This is a genomic window from Streptomyces sp. CBMA152 (assembly GCF_014596475.1).
Classification (GTDB): Bacteria; Actinomycetota; Actinomycetes; order Streptomycetales; family Streptomycetaceae; genus Streptomyces.
Window position 1 is genome coordinate 31502 of sequence record NZ_MECJ01000008.1, and the last position, 19867, is coordinate 51368.

Below are 19867 nucleotides of genomic sequence, written 5' to 3' on the forward strand. Positions count from 1 at the left end.
CCAGATCGGCCAGTGGCGCAGGAGTGACGCGGCAACCCGAACAACGCCTTCGGCGCGGCCGCAAGAACAACCGGGCACCGAGATCACCGTCTACTTCCTTCGCTCGTTCGTGACTCCACAGCGCCAAGGCGCACCCGCACGATGTGCGTCCAAGGCGCCCTCGCGCAGTCGGCGTTCGACTCGTACGACATCCGTGTCGACGATGAGCACTCCCACTCCGCCTCGTGCACACGGTGTCGTCGCGCCCGAACAGAGATCGCACCCACCAAGATCAACACTCACGTCCACAGGGGGATGATTTTTGATGCACGCGCAAACCGGGTCGGAAAACGGAGCGAGCTGGGTCAGGCTGGAACTCGCGAATGCCGATGCCTGGGTGGCATGGGACGAACAGGACGGGATCGACTACGCCTACGGGGGCAGCCGTACGGTCCCCTTCGACACCAGCGACGAAGAGACCGTGACGGTTCTGACGCGGCTGGCCGTGAACGAGAGCCAGCTGAAGAACCGCCTCATCAACCAGACCATTGCCGACGGGGTGGTGAACGACTTCGGGGGCCTGCCACCCGGCTTCCTGGACAGCAACGTGGGCGGCGGCCGGTGCGTCATCCGCCCGCACGACGAGCACGTCGCCGCCATCCTCGCGGACCCGCTGCACGAGGACTTCCGGGCCACCATCGAACCGGTCTTCGCGGGCGTCGGGGACTTCCTCAACCAGATGAACGGTGCTGTCAAACTCACCCCTGACTTCGGCCGCTTCGCCGGACTGGCCGACCTCCTCCACCGGTACACCCCGCACGTCCTGGGCATCAACCGGGCCAACGGCGGCTGCGGCGGAAAATCGTCGTTCTCCACCACCGGCGTCATCGCCGCGTTCGAATCACTGAAACCGAACCTCAACGGACCGCTGACCCTCCTCGGCTCCAACGGCGCGATGGGCAGCGAATTCTTCAACTACCTGAAAACCTCCCGCTATCCGGACGTGGCGGTCGCCGACATCGCCTATCCCGAAACCCAGAACTCACTCGACGGATACGCCGTCCTGCCCTCCGCTCCCGGTTGCTACACCGACCAGGTCCTGAACCGGGCCGGCGTGATCGTGGCGAACACCTGGGGCAACGAGCTGGAGAACTCCAGCCTGCAGGCGCTGCGCCCGGGCACACTGCTCCTGCTGGCCCACAACCACTCGGTCCCGGCAGGCGAAGCGGGGCTGGCCCTGATGCGCCAGGTCAGTGCCCAGGACATCACCGCTCTGCCAGGCCAGGTCCTGACCCTCGGCGGCGCCCTCACCTCACGTCTGGAGTGGTTCTCCCGCCAGGCGTGGCCCGGCGAGCTCTTCAACAAGCCGCTCGCCCACGACGTGGTCCGCAAGGTGGTCACCCACCTCGTGCAGCGCTGCATCGAGGCTGCGGGCACCGCCGCCAGCACCCCGTACGAGGCCATGCTCTCGATCTAGCCCCGACCGGCCGGTGCGCCCCAAGCGCGCGCCGGCCAGCCGGACTTCTCTCCCGCCCCGGCCAGCAGCGGCGACCAGCGACAAGGAAGCAGGCGACCTCCCATGCGCACGGGGTCACGCACGCACACAGGCAGCCCCACGGACCTGCGGCCACTGTCACCTGCACTCACCGCGGGGATGGTGTTCGCCTCCGCGTCGGGCTACCCCATCGGCTCCCTGGGAGTGGGCGCCGCCTCGCCCTTCGCCCTCACCGCGGTCCGCCTCGCACTGGCGGCCACAGCGGCCCTGTGCATCGCCTGGGTCGGGCGCGTCGCCTGGCCGCGTGGCCGGCTCTTGCTGCACTGCTGCGTGGTGGGCCTGCTGGGCCAGTGCGTGCACTTCGCCGGCCTGTACGCGGGCTTGGCGGCCGGCGTCCCGGCGGCCGTATCGGCCCTCGTCTTCGGCCTGCTCCCGGTGGTGACCGCCGCGCTGACCGCGGTGGTCTTCCGCACCCGCCTGCGCAGGCGCCAGTTGCTCGGACTCGGCCTGGGCATCGCCGCCGTGGTGTCCGCGCTGGCCGGCCGGCTCGCCGCGGCCGGACCTCTGGACGCCGGCAGCGCGCTCACCGTGTTCGGGCTGCTGGGGCTGGCCGGCAGCGCCGTCTACCAGCAGCGGTTCTGTACCGGTGTCGACCTGAAGGCCGCCACTGCCGTCCAGCTTGCCTCCGCTGTTCCACCCCTGGCGGTGCTGGCCGTACTGGAGGACGGCGGCGTCTCCGACTGGCACACCGCCAGCCTGGTCGTCGTGTGGCTGACGGTGGTCAACTCGGTGATCGGCACTCGCCTGATCCTGGCGGCCGTCAGCCGCGGCGGCGCCGCCCGCGCCAGCACCGCCTTCAGCCTCGTCCCGCCCACCGCCGCGGTTCTGGCCTGGCCGGTGCTTGGCCAGACCCCGGACGCGGGCGCCTGTGCGGGGCTCGTCCTCGGTATCGCCGCCACTCTGCTCGGCGCTGGCCGCCCTGGCACCCGCCACCCACCGCAGCCCGCCACCGCACCGCCCAGCAGCCCCGCGCCCCTGGACGACACCCCCGGCGGCAAGAGCGAGTCCCGCCTGCGGTGACCGGCCAGCCGAGGCCGGGGTCTGTGCCGTCAATGGCTCTGTCGCATATTCGGGATGCTGTTGGCGATCTTCGATTGGTCAACTCCCGGACGGTTGGGCAGTGTTCCGGCACAGCCGCTGGATTGGGGTGAGCGGCTGCGGGGTGCGTGGGGGGCGTGGTGCCGGGCGGGAGGCATTCGCTGAGGCGGACGATGTTGGTGCCGGCGGCAGTAACGAGTTGGTGCGTGATAGCGGGCGGGCATGCTCTGGTTGTGAGGGGCGTGATTGATCGGTCTGTGTTGGTGCATCCGTTGTTCACGGGCGTCTCCACGGCTCATCTGGGATTGCTGGTCGAGGAGTTGGCCGGGCCGTGGACAGCTGCTGAGGAAGGACGTCGTTGCCGGGTGCGGGGTGGGGCGAGGAAGCGTGCGGCAGGTGCCGGCGCCCGGTACCGGTTGGTGTTCGTGGACCGGGTGGTGGCGACGCTGATTCATCTGCGCCATGATCTGCCGCACGCCGTCCTGGGGATGCTGTTCGGTGTGGACCGCTCCACCATCACCCGGGCCATCGGGGAGATCCGGGGTCTGCTGGCCGGGCGGGGGTGTGCTGTCCCCGGGCGTCCCGGCCTGCGGCTGCGGACGCTGCAGGACGTGTTCGCCTACGCCCAGGCCGAGGGGGTCGCGCGCGGCTGGATGCTGCCCGGGGCGCAGGACCCGTCGTGGGGCGAGGTGCCGCTTCATCTGCGGCAGCAGTTGTGTGTGGGGGGCGCACCGGCTGGTGACGCCGGTGCGGGGCCAGTTGAACAAGCCCGAGCACCGTCGCGTGCTGTCCGCGCTCCGCGCGGCTGGCCGCATGACGATGACCGGCGCGCACTGGCTGGTACTGATGACCACCGAGCGGGAGATCTTCGGCGGCCCGAGCAGCCAGCGGGCCGGCTCGCTCTACGAGACGCTGGAGCAGGTCCTGGTCCAGCAAGCGGCACCCGCCGCAGACCAGGACGCCCCCGGCGAGACTGCGGTCGGCTGAAGCACCACCAGGGGGCGGACCGTACGGCGGCCCTGCCCGCAGGCCGTAACCGGGCGCGTCGCCGTCCGCCTCGCTGCCAAGCCGTCCGCGGGGCCGGACTGCCCGCGGCCTGACGGAACCTGGACGTCCCGTACCAGCCCCGCGCCCTGATGAGCGTTCGCCGCCGTCGGCGCTCTTGTGCTGGGTCATGCCCAGGCGAAGGCGTACGCGTCGTAGAGTCCGTGGGCGGCCAGGGCGGGGACGAGGGAGCGCTGCCACAGGGTGATGGCGGTCGTGGACACGGCGAGGAAGGCGGCGTGCGCGACGTTGGCGCTGCCGCCCATGGTGTGCCCGGCGGCGAAGGGAGCGGCAGAGGCGGCGGTGGCGGCTCCCGTCAGCCACCAGCAGTACCCATCGGCGCCCTAGCCAGTTACCGTGGCGCTGTGCGGTGAGGAGGGCCAGCCAGAGCGCCAGCAGCGGTCCGCGGTAGAGGAGTTCCTCCAGTGGTGCGGGGGCGAGCAGCCCGTAGCAGAACCGTACCGGGACCGAGGTCTGCGCTACGGCGGCCGTGCGCGAGTCCTCGACAGCGGGAACTGACGTGAGACCGGGAAGACGAAGCACGAGCTGGGCTGCCGCCCACAGCACCACCGCGGTGGCGAGGGCGACCGCTGTCCATCGCAGCGTCTGGCGCTTCGGGGCCCGGCGTAGTCCCAGGCCGTGGGCGAACCTCCCAGCAGCCGTCCGCAGTGAGATGTTTCCCCAGCCGATACAGGCAGCTAGCACGGTGGACCATGTCGCAGCGCCGAGCAGGGCGCAGAAACGGCGGGGGCTTTCGCCGTCCCACGGCACGAACCCGGGCACGAAGGTGAAGGCGTCCCGCACGGCCTGGGCGGCCAAGAGGGCTGCGAACGAGAGAAAGAGCCACACCAGCAGGTGGGCTCCCCGGTGCATGGCGGTGGGCGGGCGTTCGCCTCGGCCGTCGGTCACGCAAGCCGTGCGGCGAGTATCCACCTGACCCCCAAAGACGTTCTCAGCGAAGGTTGAGCGCACTACGTCCGTCTCAACGAAGTTTGACCCTTTTTGACCGAGCTTCTCGGCTACGGCACAACTACAGGGTTCGCTCGGCACCTTCGGAGCGGTTCCTGCTGATGATGTTCCTCGACTCACCCACGTGCAGATCGATCTGGGCTGAAGTCCCGCTTCACCGTCGGCACGGAGTTCCTGAAGGCCAGCGCCCTGATCTGTGCGAACGGCCGCGAGCTACCTGCTTGGCGGTGAGTGGAAGTTCCGCGCCGTGGGCCAGGGGTACGCCTCCGACCGTCGAGATGGCGCGCTAGACCTTAAGGGCAAAGAAAGCGTCATTGCGTGTGGGAGGGCCGATGTCGGCTCACGCCGAGGAAGGTAGCCCCAAGTGGACATTCAGAATCGCGCCCTACCTCTGGTTGGTGCCGCCGCCGTCACCTCGCCGGTCTTGCTGTGGAACAGTGGTGCGCCCTGGTGGGTAATCGTGCTGCTCATCACGCCGGCCGCCGCGTCCGCCGCGCTCAATTCCGTCTTCCCGCAAGCCTCGCGCGACCGATTGGAGTGCTGGCGGGATCGACGTCGACACCAGCGTCTGCGAGCGTCCCGACGTGGTCAGCGCGCTCGCTGAGTGCCGTGAGCAGCCTGACCGGAAGCGGTCAATCTTCGTTGAGACGGACGTAGTGCGCTCGACCTTCGCTGAGAACCGCTCAACCTTCGGCGAGGCGGGACAGCATCCTCAGTTCGCCGAGCTGTGTCGGACGCGAGAAAGCAGTTCAGTGCGCGATGGCTTGACCTGGGGACTGAACTCTTTTCTGCGCAGCTATGTTCGGCGAGCTGCGCACTCATTAGGTCAGTGCGCAGATCGCGTTTGTCCCGTCCACGCGGTCATCGCGTTGGGCTGCGCTCTACCGCATCGCCCTGGTCCGTATGTCCGGCGACGCCCGTACCCGCGCCTACATAGAGCACTCTCTGCTCGTGTCGGATCACTTGTGAATGAGAACTGATCGCAGGGGGGTCTGAGGCAACCGTCACCGGAGAAATGTTCGGTGCGCCGTCGGGAGCGGGCTTGCTGTCCACCTGGAATGTTCCGGGTACCCGGTTCTGCGCACCGTGGCTAGCGTGCGGATCGTTCGATCACGGGAGGCGTCGTCGGCACCTTCCTGCCCGGACCGGGCACGGTGGTGGGAGGGGTCGTCGGCGTGATCGGCGGCTCTGCTATCGGCATGGCCGTGCGCCGTTTCCCGCCGCCCCCGGCAACACCCCGCACAGAAGACAGTTCTCCACAGGAGTGAACGCATGTTACGAGTGATACGCGCCCTCGGCTTCGCCGCCCTCGCAGCGACGATGTCCATCGTCGCGGTTCCGTCCGCGAGCGCGGATTCCCGTACGGACACACGCACGCCCATCGGCGGCGGCACCGGGATCGTCTTCCGGATGAGTCCGGGCCCGGAGGCGCCCACGAGCCTGTACATCTGCACCCTCACCGCAGTCGGACGCGACAACGCCGGCAAGCTGGTGGCGCTGACCAATGCCCACTGCTTCATCGACGACAAGGGCAACAAGCTCGTCGGGGAAAGGGTCTACCGGGACGCCTCGCCTGCGGGAACAGCGCAGGCCCCGGCGCCGATTCCCAACACCCGCCCCGACCTGGAGACCGGTCCCATCGGCACGGTGACGTACGTCAGCACGCCCAACAACCTTCTCAACAACGGTCCCAAGGGCCTGGACTACGCTGTAATTTTGCTGGACGAGAGCAGAGTTGCTCCCACCAGCACCGTCGGCGGCGTGACCATCTCGTCGATCGGGGCCCCGCCCGCCAACGGGGTCCGCATGTGCAAGCAAGGCCACCGCACCGGCCTTACCTGCGGTATCAAGCTGGGCACCCACAACATGTGGTTCACCCACCTCATCTGGACCGACGGCGGCGACTCCGGTTCCCCGGTCGTCGTCGGGCAGACGCTGGTCGGCAACGCCTGGGGCGCCCAGCACAGCTCGCCCATCCTGAGCATCATCGACGAGATGAACGCCAACGGTGGAGTCGGCGCCGGCTTCCACCTCGCGTCCTGAACGACTGACCGCTCCGGCGCCTCGCGGGAACCTCCAGCAGCGGAGCAAACCCCGGACCCACTGCCTGTCCGGCTCACTCCCGGGCAGGCAGTGCTGCTCCCGGCCGCGGCAGCACGATGGACGCCGTACATCGCGGCCAAGTGGTCAAGCCAGCTCGGCAGGGATTTGTGCGGTCTGCGGAAGGTGCTCTTCGCGTAGGACCGGGACCAGGGCGGTGACGAACACGGGCCTGTGTCACGCGCCTTTCGTCCCCAGCGGAATTGCCGGAAAGTACGGCAACGTGAGCCCTGCCGGGAAGAGTTGGGGACGCATTCCGTTATGTACCACCGCGTCCCGTGGTCTCGCCTGGATAATGCGCCGTGGGGGTCTTGCGTCGGACAGCGCTTGGGGGATGTGCGTGGGGAGCACGATCGAACCGGGCATCTGTCACGTGATCCATGCAGCCGGTCTCGTCCACGACGGATGGGCCTACGGTGCCGCGCTGAGACGGCGCTGGCGCACCATCGGTGGCCGTGTGACCGGGGCTTCCGGGTCCGCGAGGGCGCGATCGGCATGGTTGCCCGCTGGAAAGCAGACGCCCGCACGGAAGCTGCTGACGCGGTGCTGGCGCGCGTCTGTCTCGGGCTGCTCGCCGTGCGCGAGGGGGAGACGGCCGTGGCGCGGCTGCCAGACAATTTGGTGCCGGCCATCGCTGCGGCCATTGGTACGGGCACGCCCTGCCTGCCAGCCCCTGGCCCAGGCGCGGCTCTCCTTTGCTGACTTGACGATCCGATCTGGACCGCTGCAGGGTGCGCACCCCTACTGGGATCAGCTGCCGGTGGTGCAGCGCCAGGTCTGCGAGGCTGCTGCCGACCTGTCCTCGGTCCGTCTGCTGCGCGATGTGGTGGCGGAGGTGCAGCGGGGTGTGGCGGCGGGCCGGGGAGTACCTGAGCCAAGGGGCTTGAACTCGATTCTGCGGGGTTTACCTGCGACTTCAGCCGGAGTGACCCTGGGGTGTGCGCGTTCGTGTGGACCGATAGGAAGGGTGACCCGGTTGGGGACGTCTGCATCGTGCGTGTCCCCGAGTTGACCGATTCGGGATGGGGCGAGGCCGCTGCCGTCCTTCTGGCACACCTGTACGCGCGAACGGCCGGCAAGAGCGGCTCGTTCTACACGGACTGCACCGGCATCCACCGTCTCAGGGACTTTCAGACACTGCGCACGTACACGCTGCCCCCGGTCATCGCCGGGATTCTTGACCATCCTCTGTTCCGGGGCGTCCCAGGCGTCGACATCCGCTGGGTCGAGCGTTCGACCACCCTGGCTCACAGGACCGTCGACCGTGTCGCCCGGGACTTGAGCCGCGCTCCCTATCTCTATCGACCCGGGACACGCGAACTTCGCCTGTACGACTCCTCCGAGAAGCGCGCAGGGGCTGTTTCTAGGTGGTGTCGAGCGCCGAAGGGTGCGGTTCCTCTGCGGGGAAACGGTCGACGGCGTTTGTCAGTGGTGGGTGCCAAGATCGTCGCATGGGAGTTATCTATGGCTATTTCGCTGCTGCTGACGATGACGACGCGGTGCGGGCCGTAGTCCGCGAGGACGGCGAACTGATCGCGACGGGCTATGACGGTTTCGATGTCAATGGTGCGGACCCGGTCACTGATCTGCTGCCGGCTGAGGCTCTTCTCACGGGGCGGACGGCCGAGGCGGTTTGTGCCGATCCGCGGCACGGTCACCAGATCGCGATGCTCGACGATGGCGAGGTCCTGTGTCTGACGCTGACCGACGCTCTGCGCGACGCCCTCGCCAACGCTGATCGTGCCGTGCTGCCCGAGGTTGCCCGCGAGTGGGCCGCCTCGGACGTTTTCTGGACGCCGCCGGATCCGGAGGGCCTGGCAGAGTTCCTCAACCGGGCAGCCGACCTGGCCAGCCGGGCGGTCGCGCGAGGACACCGGCTCTACTGCTGGATCTGTGTCTGACGAGCAGGTGCAGTCTCGCCCCGCCCGATACCTCGGATGAAGAACCGTACCTATTGGTCAGCCGCATGACCGTTTTTCTGCTGGTCGGGGGTGGGATAGAGGTGTTCGTACTCGCGGCGGGCGTGGTGGCGCCAGTAGAGGTTGAAGTCGCCGTTGGCGACCACGGCAGGGACCTGGAGGACCGCTTCGGCGCCGGTGGGCCCCCAGTGGACGCCGGTGATGTCGAGGCGGTCGGCGGTCTCCTCTTCCTGTTCGTGGTCGTCATGCGTGGTAGACGAGCAGGTTGGCTGGGGCGTGGCGCTTATTGGTCCAGCGGCAGGGGATGCGCTGGGGTGTGGTTGATCGGGGTGTGGGTGGGCTGAAGGTGTGGGGCAGGGCGAGGGAGGTGGGGGCTCGGTACGTGCGGTCGGGGCGGGGGTGGCGGTGAAGAGGTAGAGGGCTGCGGCGTGGGTGTTGCTGACGAGGTGTGGTCCGGGCGGGGCTGTTTGGTGGATGGCGGTGGTGCTGGTGAGAGGGGTGTGGAAGGTAGCGCCCCGATCCAGTCCGCTTCAGCCAGCCCCGGTCGGCGAGTTTTCGCAGCTGGCCGCGGACCGGCTCGACCTTGCCCGGTGTGAGTTCCCGGCCCAGTGACATCGCGACGTCCTTGGCCATCACCGGACCGTCCGCCCCGGCCACGATCTCCATGATCCGCGGGTACTCCGAGGTCAGGGCCTCCGGCCCCGTCCCCTCGGCACGCTCCGGCACCAACCGCATCCCGCCCGCACCCGGCTCAGCCACGACGCGCTCCGGCTCCGGCTCCACGATGTCCGACGGTCGCCGTGATCACGTCCGAGACCAGCACGAGCGCGTCAATCTCCACCCACACCAGCGGCCCGACCTGCGAATTCAAGATGAAACGATCTGATTGTTCCAGCGCTGCGAGCGGGAGGACGCGCCATGACTCGATCCTGCCGCGCCATCGCCATTGAAGAAGGCATCAGCGCTCTCGTCTTCACCTACGCCGGCCGCCACCACTATCTCGAAAACATCCGCCACGTCGAGCACGAACTCCTCATCACCATCGACCACATGACCGCCCGCCTCGAGGTCAGCGTGCTGCGTGCCGCCGACTGGGAGAAGGCCATCACAACCGGCTACGCTGCCTGGCGGCAGCTGCGCAAACACGGCGGAGGGCACCTCGACCTCGACGCGCAGACCCTGACCTACCGCGAACCGTGAGCTGCCCGTCCGGTCAGGCCGGCCCCAAGCGGACAGCCGGATGGTGCCGGGGGGGGATTACCACTGGAGGCGTAGGGCGCGCCGCCAGCGGCTTGGTGTCGGTGGGGGCGTGGTCGTGGTGGTCGGAATGTCGCCCCACGACGACTGCCAGATCCCGGGTCGTGGGAGCCGGGCCTGCTGATCCTGCCGGACGAGACGGTGGCATACGACGCCGAGTGGTCGGGTATCGCGCCCCGCCAGCCCGGCGGGTCCGCCTGCGCTGCCTTGTAACGGGGCCCAGCATGCATACGGCCCCCTCGATATGGCATCGAAGGGGCCGGAGTTGGTAGCGGGGACAGGATTTGAACCTGCGACCTCTGGGTTATGAGCCCAGCGAGCTACCGAGCTGCTCCACCCCGCGTCGGTGAACCCAACCTTACGTCACCCCGCGGCCCAGGCCGACCAAGTACTGCCGGACCGTCGGAAGACTACGGTCCCGTGCAACGCGCGATGGAACATGCGACCGCCCCGGTAGTCCCGCAGCGAAGAGGCCGTCGTGACCGTACGGTGCGCCGCTGCCACAGGGTGCCTGGAGGGCGCCGACTGGGGCGACGCTCGCTGGACATGCGACCGATGTGGGTGACGAGGATGCGAATGACGTTGTCGGTGATGCACAGCGCCCGGTAGGAGCCGACGCGCAGGCGCCCGTACATGGATCCGTAGGGTGTTGAGGTGGTAGGCCGGGGATCCTCGGCGAGCGCGTCGACGGTGTCGTACAGGGCGGCGATCGTCATTCATCTGGCGAGTGAGGCTCTGCCGGTGCTGCCGCAGGCGTGGGTGGACCAGGTCGCCGACGGCGGGCTGATCGTCGCCCCGCTGCCGATCGCCGCAGTGTCCAACATGACCGTGGTCGCAACGATCCGTGTGAGCGGCGGCGAGCCGGTCGTGGAGGCGGTGGCCACCGGCGGCTACATCGAGGCAAGCGTCTTGCCGAAGCCCGACCTGGACCTGCCCGGCCGTCTGCACACCGGCGCCCGCACCACACTCGAACGGCTGCTGCAGGCCGCACACACCGAGCCGTACGGGGGCGGCGAGGTTGACTGGCCGTCGTGGCGGACGTTCGCGGCCACCCTCGCCGACGACCGGCTCACCATGGCCGGGCTGACCCCCAACTTGTGGGCGATCGGCCACACCGCGGCCACCACTGCCGCCGTTATCCAGCAGGACGGCACGATCCTCGCCGACCGGCCCAACTCCCCGCCCCTGACCATCCTGCACGGCTGGCTGAAGCAGTGGGAGCAGGCGGGACGGCCCGCGCCTGAGACCTACACCCCGGCCCTGGTCCGCGCGGACGAGGGGTACGGCGGCTGGGACCTGCGGCTGTCCCGGTAACCGTTCCCCTGCCCGGCGCGTGCCCCGCGCCAGCCGTCGCGGCGGGCACCGCGACACCTGCAACAACGCTGCTCCGGGCTGCTATGACGGCCCTGACTCCCGCCAGCGTCAGGGCCCTCGCCTTGATCGGCTCGCGTCCGGCTTCGGAAGCCGCAGACGGGTTGCGAGTTGCCGGGAGAGCGGTGGAAAACGGTGCGCTCGACTTCAACGCGGCGTGGCCGAACAGCGAGAGGGTGGAAGCCGCGATGGAGCAGGGGCGGGAGGCCAGGCAATCGGCGGTTACAGCAGTCGCTGGGGTGGTGCAGAAGGCTCCGGAGCCGGGACGTCGATGGCGATGTTGAGTTCGGTCGAGCGCCCGGTGCCCTCTGCGAGGACTCCGTACTTCCCCTCGCAGACGGTCATCGTCGCGAGGTTGGCGTGGCCCTGGGCCTTGATGACCTTCGTCAGGGAGGCCGCAGCCGCAGCTGGGTGCTGAGGTTGCGCACTCGTCTGGGTCGGCCCTCGTATGCTGAGATCAGCTGCCGCCGCGTCCACGCCTGCGGACGGCCCGGTTTGATGCCGTGCGGCAACAACGGCGCCAGCCGGGCCCACTGGCCGTTCGCCAGATCACCACGCCCCGTAGGACGTGATCATCCATGACCAAGATCCACTTGCACGGCAGACCCTAGAAGGAGGTGAGCCGCCAGAGCTGGTCACCGTTGCCGTTGCACGTCCACTGAATGTTGGTGACCCCGGGGAAGTCGTAGCCGTTGTAGCGGCCCAGGCACATGCCGGAGTGCTTGTTGACCAGGCCGCCCCAGCCGTCGGAGCCCTTCTGGTAGTACCAGCGCTGGTCTTCGTTGTTGTTGCACTCCCATGCGGAGGCGTCGGCGCCGGAGGCTGTTGATCCCTTGTAGATGCCGAGGCAGTCACCGAGACCGTTGGTGATCATGTAGTAGGTGCCCTGGCTGTCGCTGCCACGGGGTGTCATGTACCAGGACTGGTCAGCGCTGTCGTGGCAGTTCCACATGAGTGTCAGGGAGTTGTGATTTCCGTTGGTTGTGCCGAGACAGTAGACGCCATCCTTGGTGATCAGGTGCGGTACCGCGGCTGAGGCGTTCGGCGCAGCCAGAACGGAAGTCGTGAGGGTGGTCACGACTGCTCCCAGGAGCATGGCGATGCGTTGAAACCTGGACTTCCGTGAGCACGGCTGACCCGTGTCAGCGTTGGCGCGGGTGCGCTACGGCTGCCCAGCACGGCCATGGCCGCGAAGGGAGCCGACGTCAGCGCGGCCGTGAGGGCGGGATACCCGAGGGCCGACTGGTCGCCGAGGCGCGCGGCCGTGATGAGCAAGCAGGCGTAGGTCAGGGTGTGAGCAACTGCACGAATGTCGCGCTCAGTACGACCGGCAGTACGACCCGCAGTACGAGCCGCCCGCCGCCACCGGCCGCGGCCGTCCCGCGCAGGGACGGGAACCCTTCATGGGCCGATGTCGGCTCACGAAGCGAGGGCCGCGGCGAGTTCGCCCGGCCGGGCTGCGAACGGGCTGTGGCTGCCGGGCAGGGTTTGCACGGTGAACGGGTTGCCGGGGAAGGCCCGGTCGGCTTCCGCGATCATGAGGTCTTGCGCGTCCGGTGCCAGCGCCCGGTCCTCGGCGCAGCGCAGGAAGGTTCGTGGAATTCGTCCCCAGCGTGCTGCGGTCAGGGTGACTGGAGTCGTCGGGATGGCCAGGGGCAGGTCAGGGCTCAGCGCGGACCGCCACCGGTCAAAGCGGTCCAGGGGGGTGTCGTGGTAGTGCGTTTCCCGCAGTTCGTCGAGGTAGGCGGGATCCGATGAGAGCGGATTGATCCGTACGGCGCCCAGGGCCGCGGGGTCGCCGAGGTTCAGGTTCCGGCCCAGCGCAGTGGCGTTCTCGGGTGAGCCCAGATAGTCGAAGAACCGTGTCCGCCCGCCCGGGACGAAAGCGGACAGGTAGACGATCCGGTCCACCAGCTCCGGCGCCCGTTCCGCGGCCAGGGACGCGGGACCGCCGCCCGCGCTGTGCGCGACGAGCACGACAGTGCGATGGCGCCGCACCTGGTGCAGGACGCTCAGTACTGCCTCGGCGCAGTCGTCCATCGTCAGGGTGGCGAGCCGTGACTTCTCGGTCAGCAGGCCCGGCTGGCCGGGCAGCAGGTATCCGGTGGGCAGGGGTGCGTCGAAGCCGTGCCCCGGCATATCGATGGCCACGCTTGCGGCGCCCAGTCCGGCCAGCGCGCGTTGCGTCGCTGCCCACTGTCCGGAGCTGTGCCAGGCGCCGTGCACGAAAACGAAGACTGTGTCGGTCAGAGATACGTACGTCATGGCCCCATTCCAGACAGGGAACCACGGCGCCATCCATCTATAGATCTGGCACGTGGCATGGCAATACCTTTGAGGTATTGCCAGTAGCTGATGGGATGGAGGGCGAACCATAGAAGCGCGACACCTGCGGTACGCGGTTGCTCTCGCCGAGCACGGACACTTCGGCCGGGCAGCCGGCGAGCTGGGCATCGCGCAGCCGCCGCTGTCCAAGCAGATCGCCGACCTGGAGCGCGAGGTCGGGGCCCGGCTGTTCGACCGCACACGTCAGGGGGTGTTCCCCACCGCCGCCGGCGAGGCGTTCCTCGCGCGGGCGCGCCGGGCGCTCGACGAGATCGCAGCGGCCACGGTCGACGCGGGCCGGGCCGCGCGCGGCGAGACGGGACGGTTGCGCCTCGGCTTCATCGCCTCGGCACTGCTCGACCCGCTGCCGGGCGTCCTGAGCCGGTTCCGCCGTGAACGGCCCGACGTGAGACTGGAACTGCACGAGATGGCAACTAGCCGCAGCAGCCCAGCTCTCGTCGCCGGGGAGCTCGACGTGGCCCTCACCCTCGGCCCACCACGGGGTGCCGGAGCCGAGTATCTCGTGTCCGTCCCGATCGGACACGACCACGTGATCGCTGTGGTGAGTACGGTGCACCCGTACGCGGGCCAACAGTCGGTAAGTGCCGATCAGTTGCGGCGACAGCCGCTGATCGTGTCGGCCGGCGAGGACGAGCCCGCTGTAGTCGCGGGACTGCGCACCTTGCTGGGCGCGGACTCATCGGCTCTCGGCAGCGCGACCGTCGCTAGGGACGTGCACACGATCATCGGCCTCGCCGCATCAGGCGTGGGCGTTGGCTTGGGGCCATCCCGCATGAGGGCGGTCCCGCGTTCGGGAGTGCGGTTCTGTGAAGTGACCCCGCGCACGCCCCTGCCCGATCTCGTCCTGTCCTTCGCGGCCCGCGATCACTCCCCGGTGCTGCGCGCCTTCCTCGACACCATCCGGAAGAGCTGCCCCGACGTCGGTGCCGCGCTCAACGACCGGCTCCGACCCCACACTTGATTCGGGCCGGTCATCCCCTCTCATGCACCCAGTACCTGTCACCGCTCTCCGCAGTCACCGAAGAGGCTGAACGCAGACCTGACGGGGCATCCAGGCGTCGGGGCTTGCGCCGGGGGGGCGTCCGCGAAGTGCCCGGATCGGTGCGACCGCGTCCAGCAGCGCCAGGAGTTGGGTGCTGTCGTCGCGGTTGCCGCCGGTGAGTGTGACGGCGAGAGGGGGTTCCGGGGCGGTCGACGGCGTGGTGCGCCCAGCATGCGAACGCCGGTACGCAGTACGCGGCCCTTCAAGTCCCCTCGTGGCCGTTCGGTACCGGGGAGGCTGGGCGAGGAATGGGGCGGCGGTGCCGCAGTTCGGCTGGGCGGCGTGGATCGGGAACGGGTGGCACGGCAGACGTCGTCGCCCGGCTGTTGGCTGGGGCGACGGCCGGTCTGGTGCGTCGAGCCGGTCCGCGGCGTGCATCGTTCCGCAGGAACGGGCCGTAGCGGACCTCGGTCGGGAACAGTGGCGGCAGCGCGGATGACCCTCGGTCCTCGGCGCGCAGCGGCTCTCTCGCTTCGGCGACAGAAAGGTGCGTGCGTACTACACGAAACCGCCTCGGGGCGGCGCGGTCGCACGGTGAAGGTCCCTCGTCGCCGGACCCGAAGCCAGCGGCCTCCGGGCCCTCGGTCCGCAATCACCGCACAGTGCCACCGGGCGCCCCGAGGGGCGGATTCTGGGAGTTCCGTCCCGGCGAAACGGCGTTTCCGGAAATCCGGCAGCGGTGTCCGCCGGGACGTGAGGGAAAGTGAATGCATCGGCGCATCACTGCCGATTCCCGATTTCCGGGCCCCGGTACGGGATGCTTCCCCACGGGGCGCGGTCAGTGTTTGAACGTGTCCTTGGCCTTCTCCTTGGCCTGGCGGGCATCGCCCTTGGCCTGGTCGACGCGTCCCTCGGCGGTGAGGCGCTCATTGCCGACCGCGCGGCCAGCAGCCTCCTTGGCCTTTCCCTTTGCCTGCTCGGTCTTGGCCCTGGCCTTCTCATTGCCTGACATGCCATTGCCTCCTCAAACAATCGTCGTGAGTTTTCCCGACGAGTTACCTCTAACCGCTTCCCCGGATCTCAAACGGGCGGGCCGGTGCCGAAGCCGTACCAGGGGCGCGGATTCCCCGTGCTTGCTCGAAGGGGGTACGGGCCTGGGGCGGTCGAGGGCGCTTGCCGACACCGACCGACGCCACAGCCGCACGGCGGTCGGGCGAGGGAATGTGGAGCTGTCACGGTTCGGGGTAGGTGACTCGGTGGCCACCCGCGACGCCCACGGCCAGGCGCTGGCCGCGATCGGCTCGGCCCGCGAGGATATGGTCGCGCTGGACGGCGAGGTGAGCGACTCGCCCCGGGCGGAGTTCTTCGCCAGGGCATACCCGCGAGGGGTTCTTCGGGTGCTGCATCACCGAGCAGCAGCTGGTGGCCGCCGCGGTGGGCCTGCACACCAGGGGCTGTGTGCCCTACGCCTCGACATTCGCGGCCTTCCTGGCCCGCGCCCACGACTTCGTCCCGATGGCAGCCGTCAGCCGGGCAGGGATCAACCTCGACGGCTGGCACGCGCAGGTCGCCATCGGGGCAGGACGGACCGTCCCAGATGCGGCTGGCGGACCTGGCGATGTTCCGGGCGGTGCTTGGCAGCACCGTCCTCTACCCCCGCGACCCCAACCAGACCGCCCACCTGGTCGCCGCCATGGGCCCACCTGCCGGGCGTGCGCTACCTGCGCACCAGCCGAAGTCACACCCTCGTCGTCTGCGGCCCGGACGAGGACTTCCGGCCCGGCGGCTCCAAGGTGCTCGGTAAGGCCAGTCGGCGCGGTAACCCTCCGGAAACCGGCCGAGGAGACCGGGCGCCTGGTCAGGGGCGTGGAAGACCGCCGCGTCCAGGGCGGAATCGGTGACGCGGTGACCGAGGCTCCCACGGACGGATCGGAACCGCGCCTGGTGCGCCTCGGAGCGCAGACCATGCCCGGCTCGGCGGCCGCCAGCAGGAGTTGCACCTGGTGGGGATCGACGCCGAGTCAATCGCGGCGACCGTACGGCTGCTGCACGGGCAGAGAAACCCCGGCTCCCGACCGACGCTCGTCGGTCGGGAGCCGGGTGTCGGCGTAGCGGTGAATGTTGCGCCCGTACCCCGATACCCGGTCGTACATCGGAACCAGGCCCGCCGGAACTTACCGTCGGCGGCCCGTGGTCTCCCGCGATGTTCGCACTCGGTCGGCCGGAGTGGGGCGCCTCCGGCCGACCCGGCATCGACCGGTTCGGGCTCACCGTGACCACCTCCGGTCACCACCGCCGCTGGTTAGGCTCTCCCGACCAGCACGTGCCCCACCCGGTCGCCTCCGGCCCGCCCCTCCCGGCTGACCCCCAGACCCGGCCTGGCCGCGCCCCGTCGCGGACAGACCGCCCGCAGAGCCACCGCCCCGAGGCGATACCGGGCGGTGGCTTGCCACGTCCTGTGGGGCGGGGTGCCGTATGTGGCAGGCGGCCGTCCCAGCGGTGCGAGCTTGGCTCCTCGACACCTCCCGCTCAGCGGAAGAGGCGTCAATACGGTTGCGTGCAGAAGTAGTAGGACGCCTTGATCGGATCGTCGCTGTTGATGGGAGTGAAGCACGCCTTCTCCACCGCGCCGGGACCATCCCAGTGCCAGCCGGTGAGGATGGTGTTGGTGGAGACCGCGTACGCGTTGCTGGCTTTGTACCAGGTATTCGTGCCGTCCTTCTTGCGGTAGAGGGCCGCCTTGCACCAGCTTCCGTTGGGGTAGAAGACCCCGCGGGCGACCCAGTAGCCCTGGGTGTCGTCCCACGCTCCGTCCATCCAGGCCGAGCAGGACTCGGTGGTGGGGTCGGCGACCTCGGGCACCACCTTGTAGGTGATCTGGCTGTACGAGTCGGCAGAGGCCGGGCCGATGGCGGTGGCGAACGAACCGACCGCGACGGCGACAACGGCGCACGTCCTGAAACGCATACGCATGAAACTCCCTCTCCAGGCCGCGGGCATCCCCCTTCAGCGCCGACCTGCCTTGGCCGTGCGCGAGCAGGGACGGAACCGCTGCGTCCATGAACTGATCTGCACACAGCAAAGGGCGATGCGATGGCACACGAGAACTTTGCGTCCGTATGCCTCCTGCGCCCCAACCGCGGTGCGATTCCCAGCCTGTCGGCGCGAGTCGGCGTCGCTCCACCGGATTCGGCGCAAGCCGAATCTCTGACAAATCCGCGAGTGATCACCGGAGGGGTGATGCGCTGGCCTGAGAGGCTATCCGCCTTCCGAACGCATCGTCGGTCTTTGCTGGTTAGGCCCACCGGGCCGCCCGGGCTACAGCTGGCGCGGGCGGCCCGGTTCCCCTGCGGTTGGCGATTCTGCCTGGCAGTGGACTTGCAACACAGTGAACCCGCCGGCCCCGGACAACGATTCGGTCTCCGCTGAAAGGATGGCCGCCATTGCGGGGGCGGGCGAGTCTGTCGTGGGCCACAAGCAAGCAGGCATCGACCGGACAGGAGTGCACTGTGAAGAAGGTTCAACAGGCCGGGCTCGCGCTGGCCGCCACGGCAACCGGCCTCGCGATGGCCGTGGCCCCGGCGGCCGCCGCCGACAGTGCCGATGCCGGTGTGCGGAGCAGCGCGGCAGCCGTTGGCGCCGGTACGCCCGAGCCGTTCGCCGGCCAGGTCCGCGCCGCGCATCTCACCCCCGCGCAGGGCAGGGCGCTGCGCGCCGAAGTCGCCAAGTACCTGAAGCGCAGCGGCGGCAAGCAGATCTCCCTCAACGAGATCAAGGTCGACGACAAGCGCACCATCCGCGTCGCCATCCCCGGCGAGGCGCACCCGCGCACCTTCACCGACCACGGCAGCACCGCCCCCGCCTACAGCAGCATCTGCAACCCGAACGCCACCACTTCGAACGGCTACTTCTGCGCCTTCAGCGGCGAGCATTGGACCGGCAGCGAAGACCGGATGTACTACTGCCACTCCTACGACATGAACTTCACCGGCTGGGGATCGTGGGTGGAGCGCCAGTACGGAGACCACGCTGCGAAGTTCTATGGCAAGCGCGGCGACTACCTGGACCAAACCTTGGGGCCGATCTCCGCCGCCGCGGAGCAGAACTGGTACTACGTGTGGACAGTCGTCCCCTGCTGAACAGGCCGCCGACGAACAACGATGCTTTGCAGCTGGGGACGTATGCGAGACCCAGAGCCGCGTATCCGGGTTCGAGGTCATCCAGAAGTGGATCAGCAAGCCGCAGTACCTGAACTGCGGCCCGGCCTGCCGGCTTCACCTCGTCCGAGCACCGGACGAGGTGTGCCGTGACTGTCGGAATCGGACCATGGCGGGGAGGAATCCGGTGAGGTACGAGTGCTGCCCTGACGGGACCTGGGAGAGGGCGATTGCCCGCCCCGCAGCCGCTCTCGGTTCCGGCATCGCCGGCTACCACGGTTTCCGGTTCGACCTGGCCCGGCCGCGGCGCAGGCTCGAACTACCGGACTTCATGACCACGTTGGTGATCCTCTTCGGCCAGGAACTCAGCGTCCACGAGCCCGTGGGAGCCGGCGTGCCCACCGCGACCGCCTACACCTCCGTCTTCGCCGGGATGCAGTCGCGTGCCCGGATCGGTGAGCACGACGGGCGACTGAGCGGGGTGGAGGTGGTGATCGCCCCCTGGGCCGCGCACACGCTCTTTCGTACGCCCATGAACGCGTTGGCCAACCGAGTGGTCGAACCCTCCGATCTCTTGGGCGCGCGATACGGGGCGCTCGGCGAGCGCCTGGGCAACAGCCCCGACTGGGCCACCCGCTTCGCGCTGCTCGACGCGACGCTCGCCCGATGGATGACGGACGGGCCGTGCGTCTCGGCGCGGGTGCTGTGGGCCTGGAAGCGGATGAACCGTACGGCGGGCCGGATCCCCGTGCACGTCCTGGCCCGCGAATGCGGCTGGAGCGAACGTCACTTGGAGCGGCGCTTCGAGCAGCAGATCGGTCTGCTGCCCAAGGCCGCCTCGCGCATCCTGCGTCTGCGCGGTGCCCTTGGGCTGCTGTCCCGAGGGCACACCGGTGCCTCGGCCGCGTCCGTGTCCGGCTACTGCGACCAGGGCCATCTGAGCCGGGAGTTCAAGGCCATGACGGGCTGGACCCTGACACACTTCGCGCGTACCCGCGGCATCGAGCACACCGGGCCCGCCGACACCGATCGCGGCGCCCGCCGTCCCACGAGCCTCGTACTGCCGGGATGAACCCGCCGGGCCCAGATCGTCCGGCCGGAGCACACCGGTGGACCGGGCGCGCCGTCGGACGTCGAATCCGGCCATGCG

The 19867-nt window shown here is 69.0% G+C and carries 17 protein-coding genes, 1 tRNA gene and 3 pseudogenes; 12 read left to right on the plus strand and 9 right to left on the minus strand.

Annotated elements, in window-relative coordinates; genetic code table 11:
• The first annotated feature begins 376 nt into the window (after positions 1 to 376).
• The 4 genes and pseudogenes from BG418_RS07865 to BG418_RS07880 all read left to right on the plus strand — a co-directional run bounded on the left by BG418_RS07865 (position 377) and on the right by BG418_RS07880 (position 3559).
• Positions 377 to 1456 carry a hypothetical protein gene (locus BG418_RS07865; protein WP_188273008.1) on the plus strand — a complete coding sequence of 360 codons (1080 nt, stop codon included), beginning with the start codon at positions 377 to 379 and terminating at the stop codon, positions 1454 to 1456.
• 177 nt (positions 1457 to 1633) lie between these two features.
• The gene (locus BG418_RS07870; RefSeq protein ID WP_188273009.1) at positions 1634 to 2554 is read left to right on the plus strand and encodes a DMT family transporter; all 921 of its coding nucleotides are present in this window, start codon (positions 1634 to 1636) and stop codon (positions 2552 to 2554) included.
• A gap of 260 nt (positions 2555 to 2814) precedes the next feature.
• Positions 2815 to 3227, plus strand: a pseudogene (locus BG418_RS07875) (transposase family protein); the annotation flags it as partial.
• Between the two features lie 83 nt (positions 3228 to 3310).
• A complete protein-coding gene (locus tag BG418_RS07880; protein WP_188273010.1) occupies positions 3311 to 3559 on the plus strand; it encodes a hypothetical protein in 249 nt (82 codons plus the stop codon).
• 185 nt (positions 3560 to 3744) lie between these two features.
• Here the strand turns inward: BG418_RS07880 and BG418_RS07885 are convergent, their stop codons facing one another.
• Entirely contained in the window at positions 3745 to 3936 is a 192-nt protein-coding gene (locus tag BG418_RS07885) for a type II CAAX prenyl endopeptidase Rce1 family protein (protein WP_398997964.1), read from the minus strand.
• A gap of 1921 nt (positions 3937 to 5857) precedes the next feature.
• Between BG418_RS07885 and BG418_RS07890 the strand changes: the two genes are divergently transcribed.
• Complete coding sequence (locus tag BG418_RS07890; protein WP_223184523.1) at positions 5858 to 6628, plus strand: S1 family peptidase; 771 nt, start codon at positions 5858 to 5860, stop codon at positions 6626 to 6628.
• A 1508-nt stretch (positions 6629 to 8136) separates the two neighbouring features.
• Positions 8137 to 8586, plus strand: a complete 450-nt coding sequence (locus BG418_RS07895; RefSeq protein WP_188273012.1) for a hypothetical protein — start codon at positions 8137 to 8139, stop codon at positions 8584 to 8586.
• Between the two features lie 261 nt (positions 8587 to 8847).
• Here the strand turns inward: BG418_RS07895 and BG418_RS07900 are convergent, their stop codons facing one another.
• The gene (locus BG418_RS07900) at positions 8848 to 9363 is read right to left on the minus strand and encodes a hypothetical protein (protein ID WP_188273013.1); all 516 of its coding nucleotides are present in this window, start codon (positions 9361 to 9363) and stop codon (positions 8848 to 8850) included.
• A gap of 159 nt (positions 9364 to 9522) precedes the next feature.
• Here BG418_RS07900 and BG418_RS07905 point away from each other — a divergent pair, with 159 nt between their 5' ends.
• A complete protein-coding gene (locus BG418_RS07905) occupies positions 9523 to 9804 on the plus strand; it encodes a hypothetical protein (protein WP_188273014.1) in 282 nt (93 codons plus the stop codon).
• Positions 9805 to 10127: 323 nt separating this feature from the next.
• On the opposite strand, the gene BG418_RS07910 is transcribed toward BG418_RS07905, so the two are convergent.
• Positions 10128 to 10204, minus strand: a tRNA-Met gene (locus tag BG418_RS07910).
• A 311-nt stretch (positions 10205 to 10515) separates the two neighbouring features.
• Here BG418_RS07910 and BG418_RS07915 point away from each other — a divergent pair.
• On the plus strand, positions 10516 to 11175 hold the full coding sequence (locus BG418_RS07915) for a hypothetical protein (protein ID WP_188273015.1): 660 nt from the start codon (positions 10516 to 10518) through the stop codon (positions 11173 to 11175).
• 279 nt (positions 11176 to 11454) lie between these two features.
• Here the strand turns inward: BG418_RS07915 and BG418_RS40445 are convergent, their stop codons facing one another.
• The 3 genes from BG418_RS40445 to BG418_RS07925 all read right to left on the minus strand — a co-directional run bounded on the left by BG418_RS40445 (position 11455) and on the right by BG418_RS07925 (position 13497).
• Positions 11455 to 11577, minus strand: coding sequence for a hypothetical protein (locus tag BG418_RS40445; RefSeq protein ID WP_262928557.1), 123 nt, complete (start codon positions 11575 to 11577; stop codon positions 11455 to 11457).
• 262 nt (positions 11578 to 11839) lie between these two features.
• Entirely contained in the window at positions 11840 to 12328 is a 489-nt protein-coding gene (locus BG418_RS07920) for an RICIN domain-containing protein (protein ID WP_223184524.1), read from the minus strand.
• Positions 12329 to 12651: 323 nt separating this feature from the next.
• The gene (locus BG418_RS07925; protein WP_188273017.1) at positions 12652 to 13497 is read right to left on the minus strand and encodes an alpha/beta fold hydrolase; all 846 of its coding nucleotides are present in this window, start codon (positions 13495 to 13497) and stop codon (positions 12652 to 12654) included.
• A gap of 109 nt (positions 13498 to 13606) precedes the next feature.
• Between BG418_RS07925 and BG418_RS07930 the strand changes: the two genes are divergently transcribed.
• Positions 13607 to 14539 carry a LysR family transcriptional regulator gene (locus tag BG418_RS07930; protein ID WP_188273037.1) on the plus strand — a complete coding sequence of 311 codons (933 nt, stop codon included), beginning with the start codon at positions 13607 to 13609 and terminating at the stop codon, positions 14537 to 14539.
• Positions 14540 to 14615: 76 nt separating this feature from the next.
• On the opposite strand, the pseudogene BG418_RS07935 reads toward BG418_RS07930, so the two are convergent.
• Positions 14616 to 14755 (minus strand): annotated as a pseudogene (locus BG418_RS07935) (IS5/IS1182 family transposase); the annotation flags it as partial.
• 643 nt (positions 14756 to 15398) lie between these two features.
• Entirely contained in the window at positions 15399 to 15572 is a 174-nt protein-coding gene (locus tag BG418_RS07940; RefSeq protein ID WP_188273018.1) for a CsbD family protein, read from the minus strand.
• Positions 15573 to 15765: 193 nt separating this feature from the next.
• Between BG418_RS07940 and BG418_RS07945 the strand changes: the two are divergent.
• Positions 15766 to 16608, plus strand: a pseudogene (locus tag BG418_RS07945) (transketolase); the annotation flags it as partial.
• Positions 16609 to 17104: 496 nt separating this feature from the next.
• Here BG418_RS07945 and BG418_RS07950 read toward each other — a convergent pair.
• Positions 17105 to 17527 (minus strand): hypothetical protein, encoded by a 423-nt coding sequence (locus BG418_RS07950; RefSeq protein WP_188273019.1) that lies wholly within the window; start codon positions 17525 to 17527, stop codon positions 17105 to 17107.
• 542 nt (positions 17528 to 18069) lie between these two features.
• Between BG418_RS07950 and BG418_RS07955 the strand changes: the two genes are divergently transcribed.
• Both BG418_RS07955 and BG418_RS40790 read left to right on the plus strand, forming a co-directional pair.
• Positions 18070 to 18699 (plus strand): hypothetical protein, encoded by a 630-nt coding sequence (locus BG418_RS07955; protein WP_188273020.1) that lies wholly within the window; start codon positions 18070 to 18072, stop codon positions 18697 to 18699.
• Positions 18700 to 18904: 205 nt separating this feature from the next.
• The gene (locus BG418_RS40790) at positions 18905 to 19789 is read left to right on the plus strand and encodes an AraC family transcriptional regulator (protein ID WP_188273021.1); all 885 of its coding nucleotides are present in this window, start codon (positions 18905 to 18907) and stop codon (positions 19787 to 19789) included.
• Positions 19790 to 19867: the final 78 nt, after the last annotated feature.

Coding starts and splice junctions, on each gene's coding strand:
- BG418_RS07870 (WP_188273009.1), top strand. CDS start 1,634: ATGGTGTTCGCCTCCGCGTCGGGCTACCCCATCGGCTCCCTGGGAGTG.
- BG418_RS07890 (WP_223184523.1), top strand. CDS start 5,858: ATGTTACGAGTGATACGCGCCCTCGGCTTCGCCGCCCTCGCAGCGACG.
- BG418_RS07895 (WP_188273012.1), top strand. CDS start 8,137: ATGGGAGTTATCTATGGCTATTTCGCTGCTGCTGACGATGACGACGCG.
- BG418_RS07905 (WP_188273014.1), top strand. CDS start 9,523: ATGACTCGATCCTGCCGCGCCATCGCCATTGAAGAAGGCATCAGCGCT.
- BG418_RS40445 (WP_262928557.1), bottom strand. CDS start 11,577: ATGACCGTCTGCGAGGGGAAGTACGGAGTCCTCGCAGAGGGCACCGGG.
- BG418_RS07920 (WP_223184524.1), bottom strand. CDS start 12,328: ATGCTCCTGGGAGCAGTCGTGACCACCCTCACGACTTCCGTTCTGGCT.
- BG418_RS07925 (WP_188273017.1), bottom strand. CDS start 13,497: ATGACGTACGTATCTCTGACCGACACAGTCTTCGTTTTCGTGCACGGC.
- BG418_RS07940 (WP_188273018.1), bottom strand. CDS start 15,572: ATGTCAGGCAATGAGAAGGCCAGGGCCAAGACCGAGCAGGCAAAGGGA.
- BG418_RS07950 (WP_188273019.1), bottom strand. CDS start 17,527: ATGCGTTTCAGGACGTGCGCCGTTGTCGCCGTCGCGGTCGGTTCGTTC.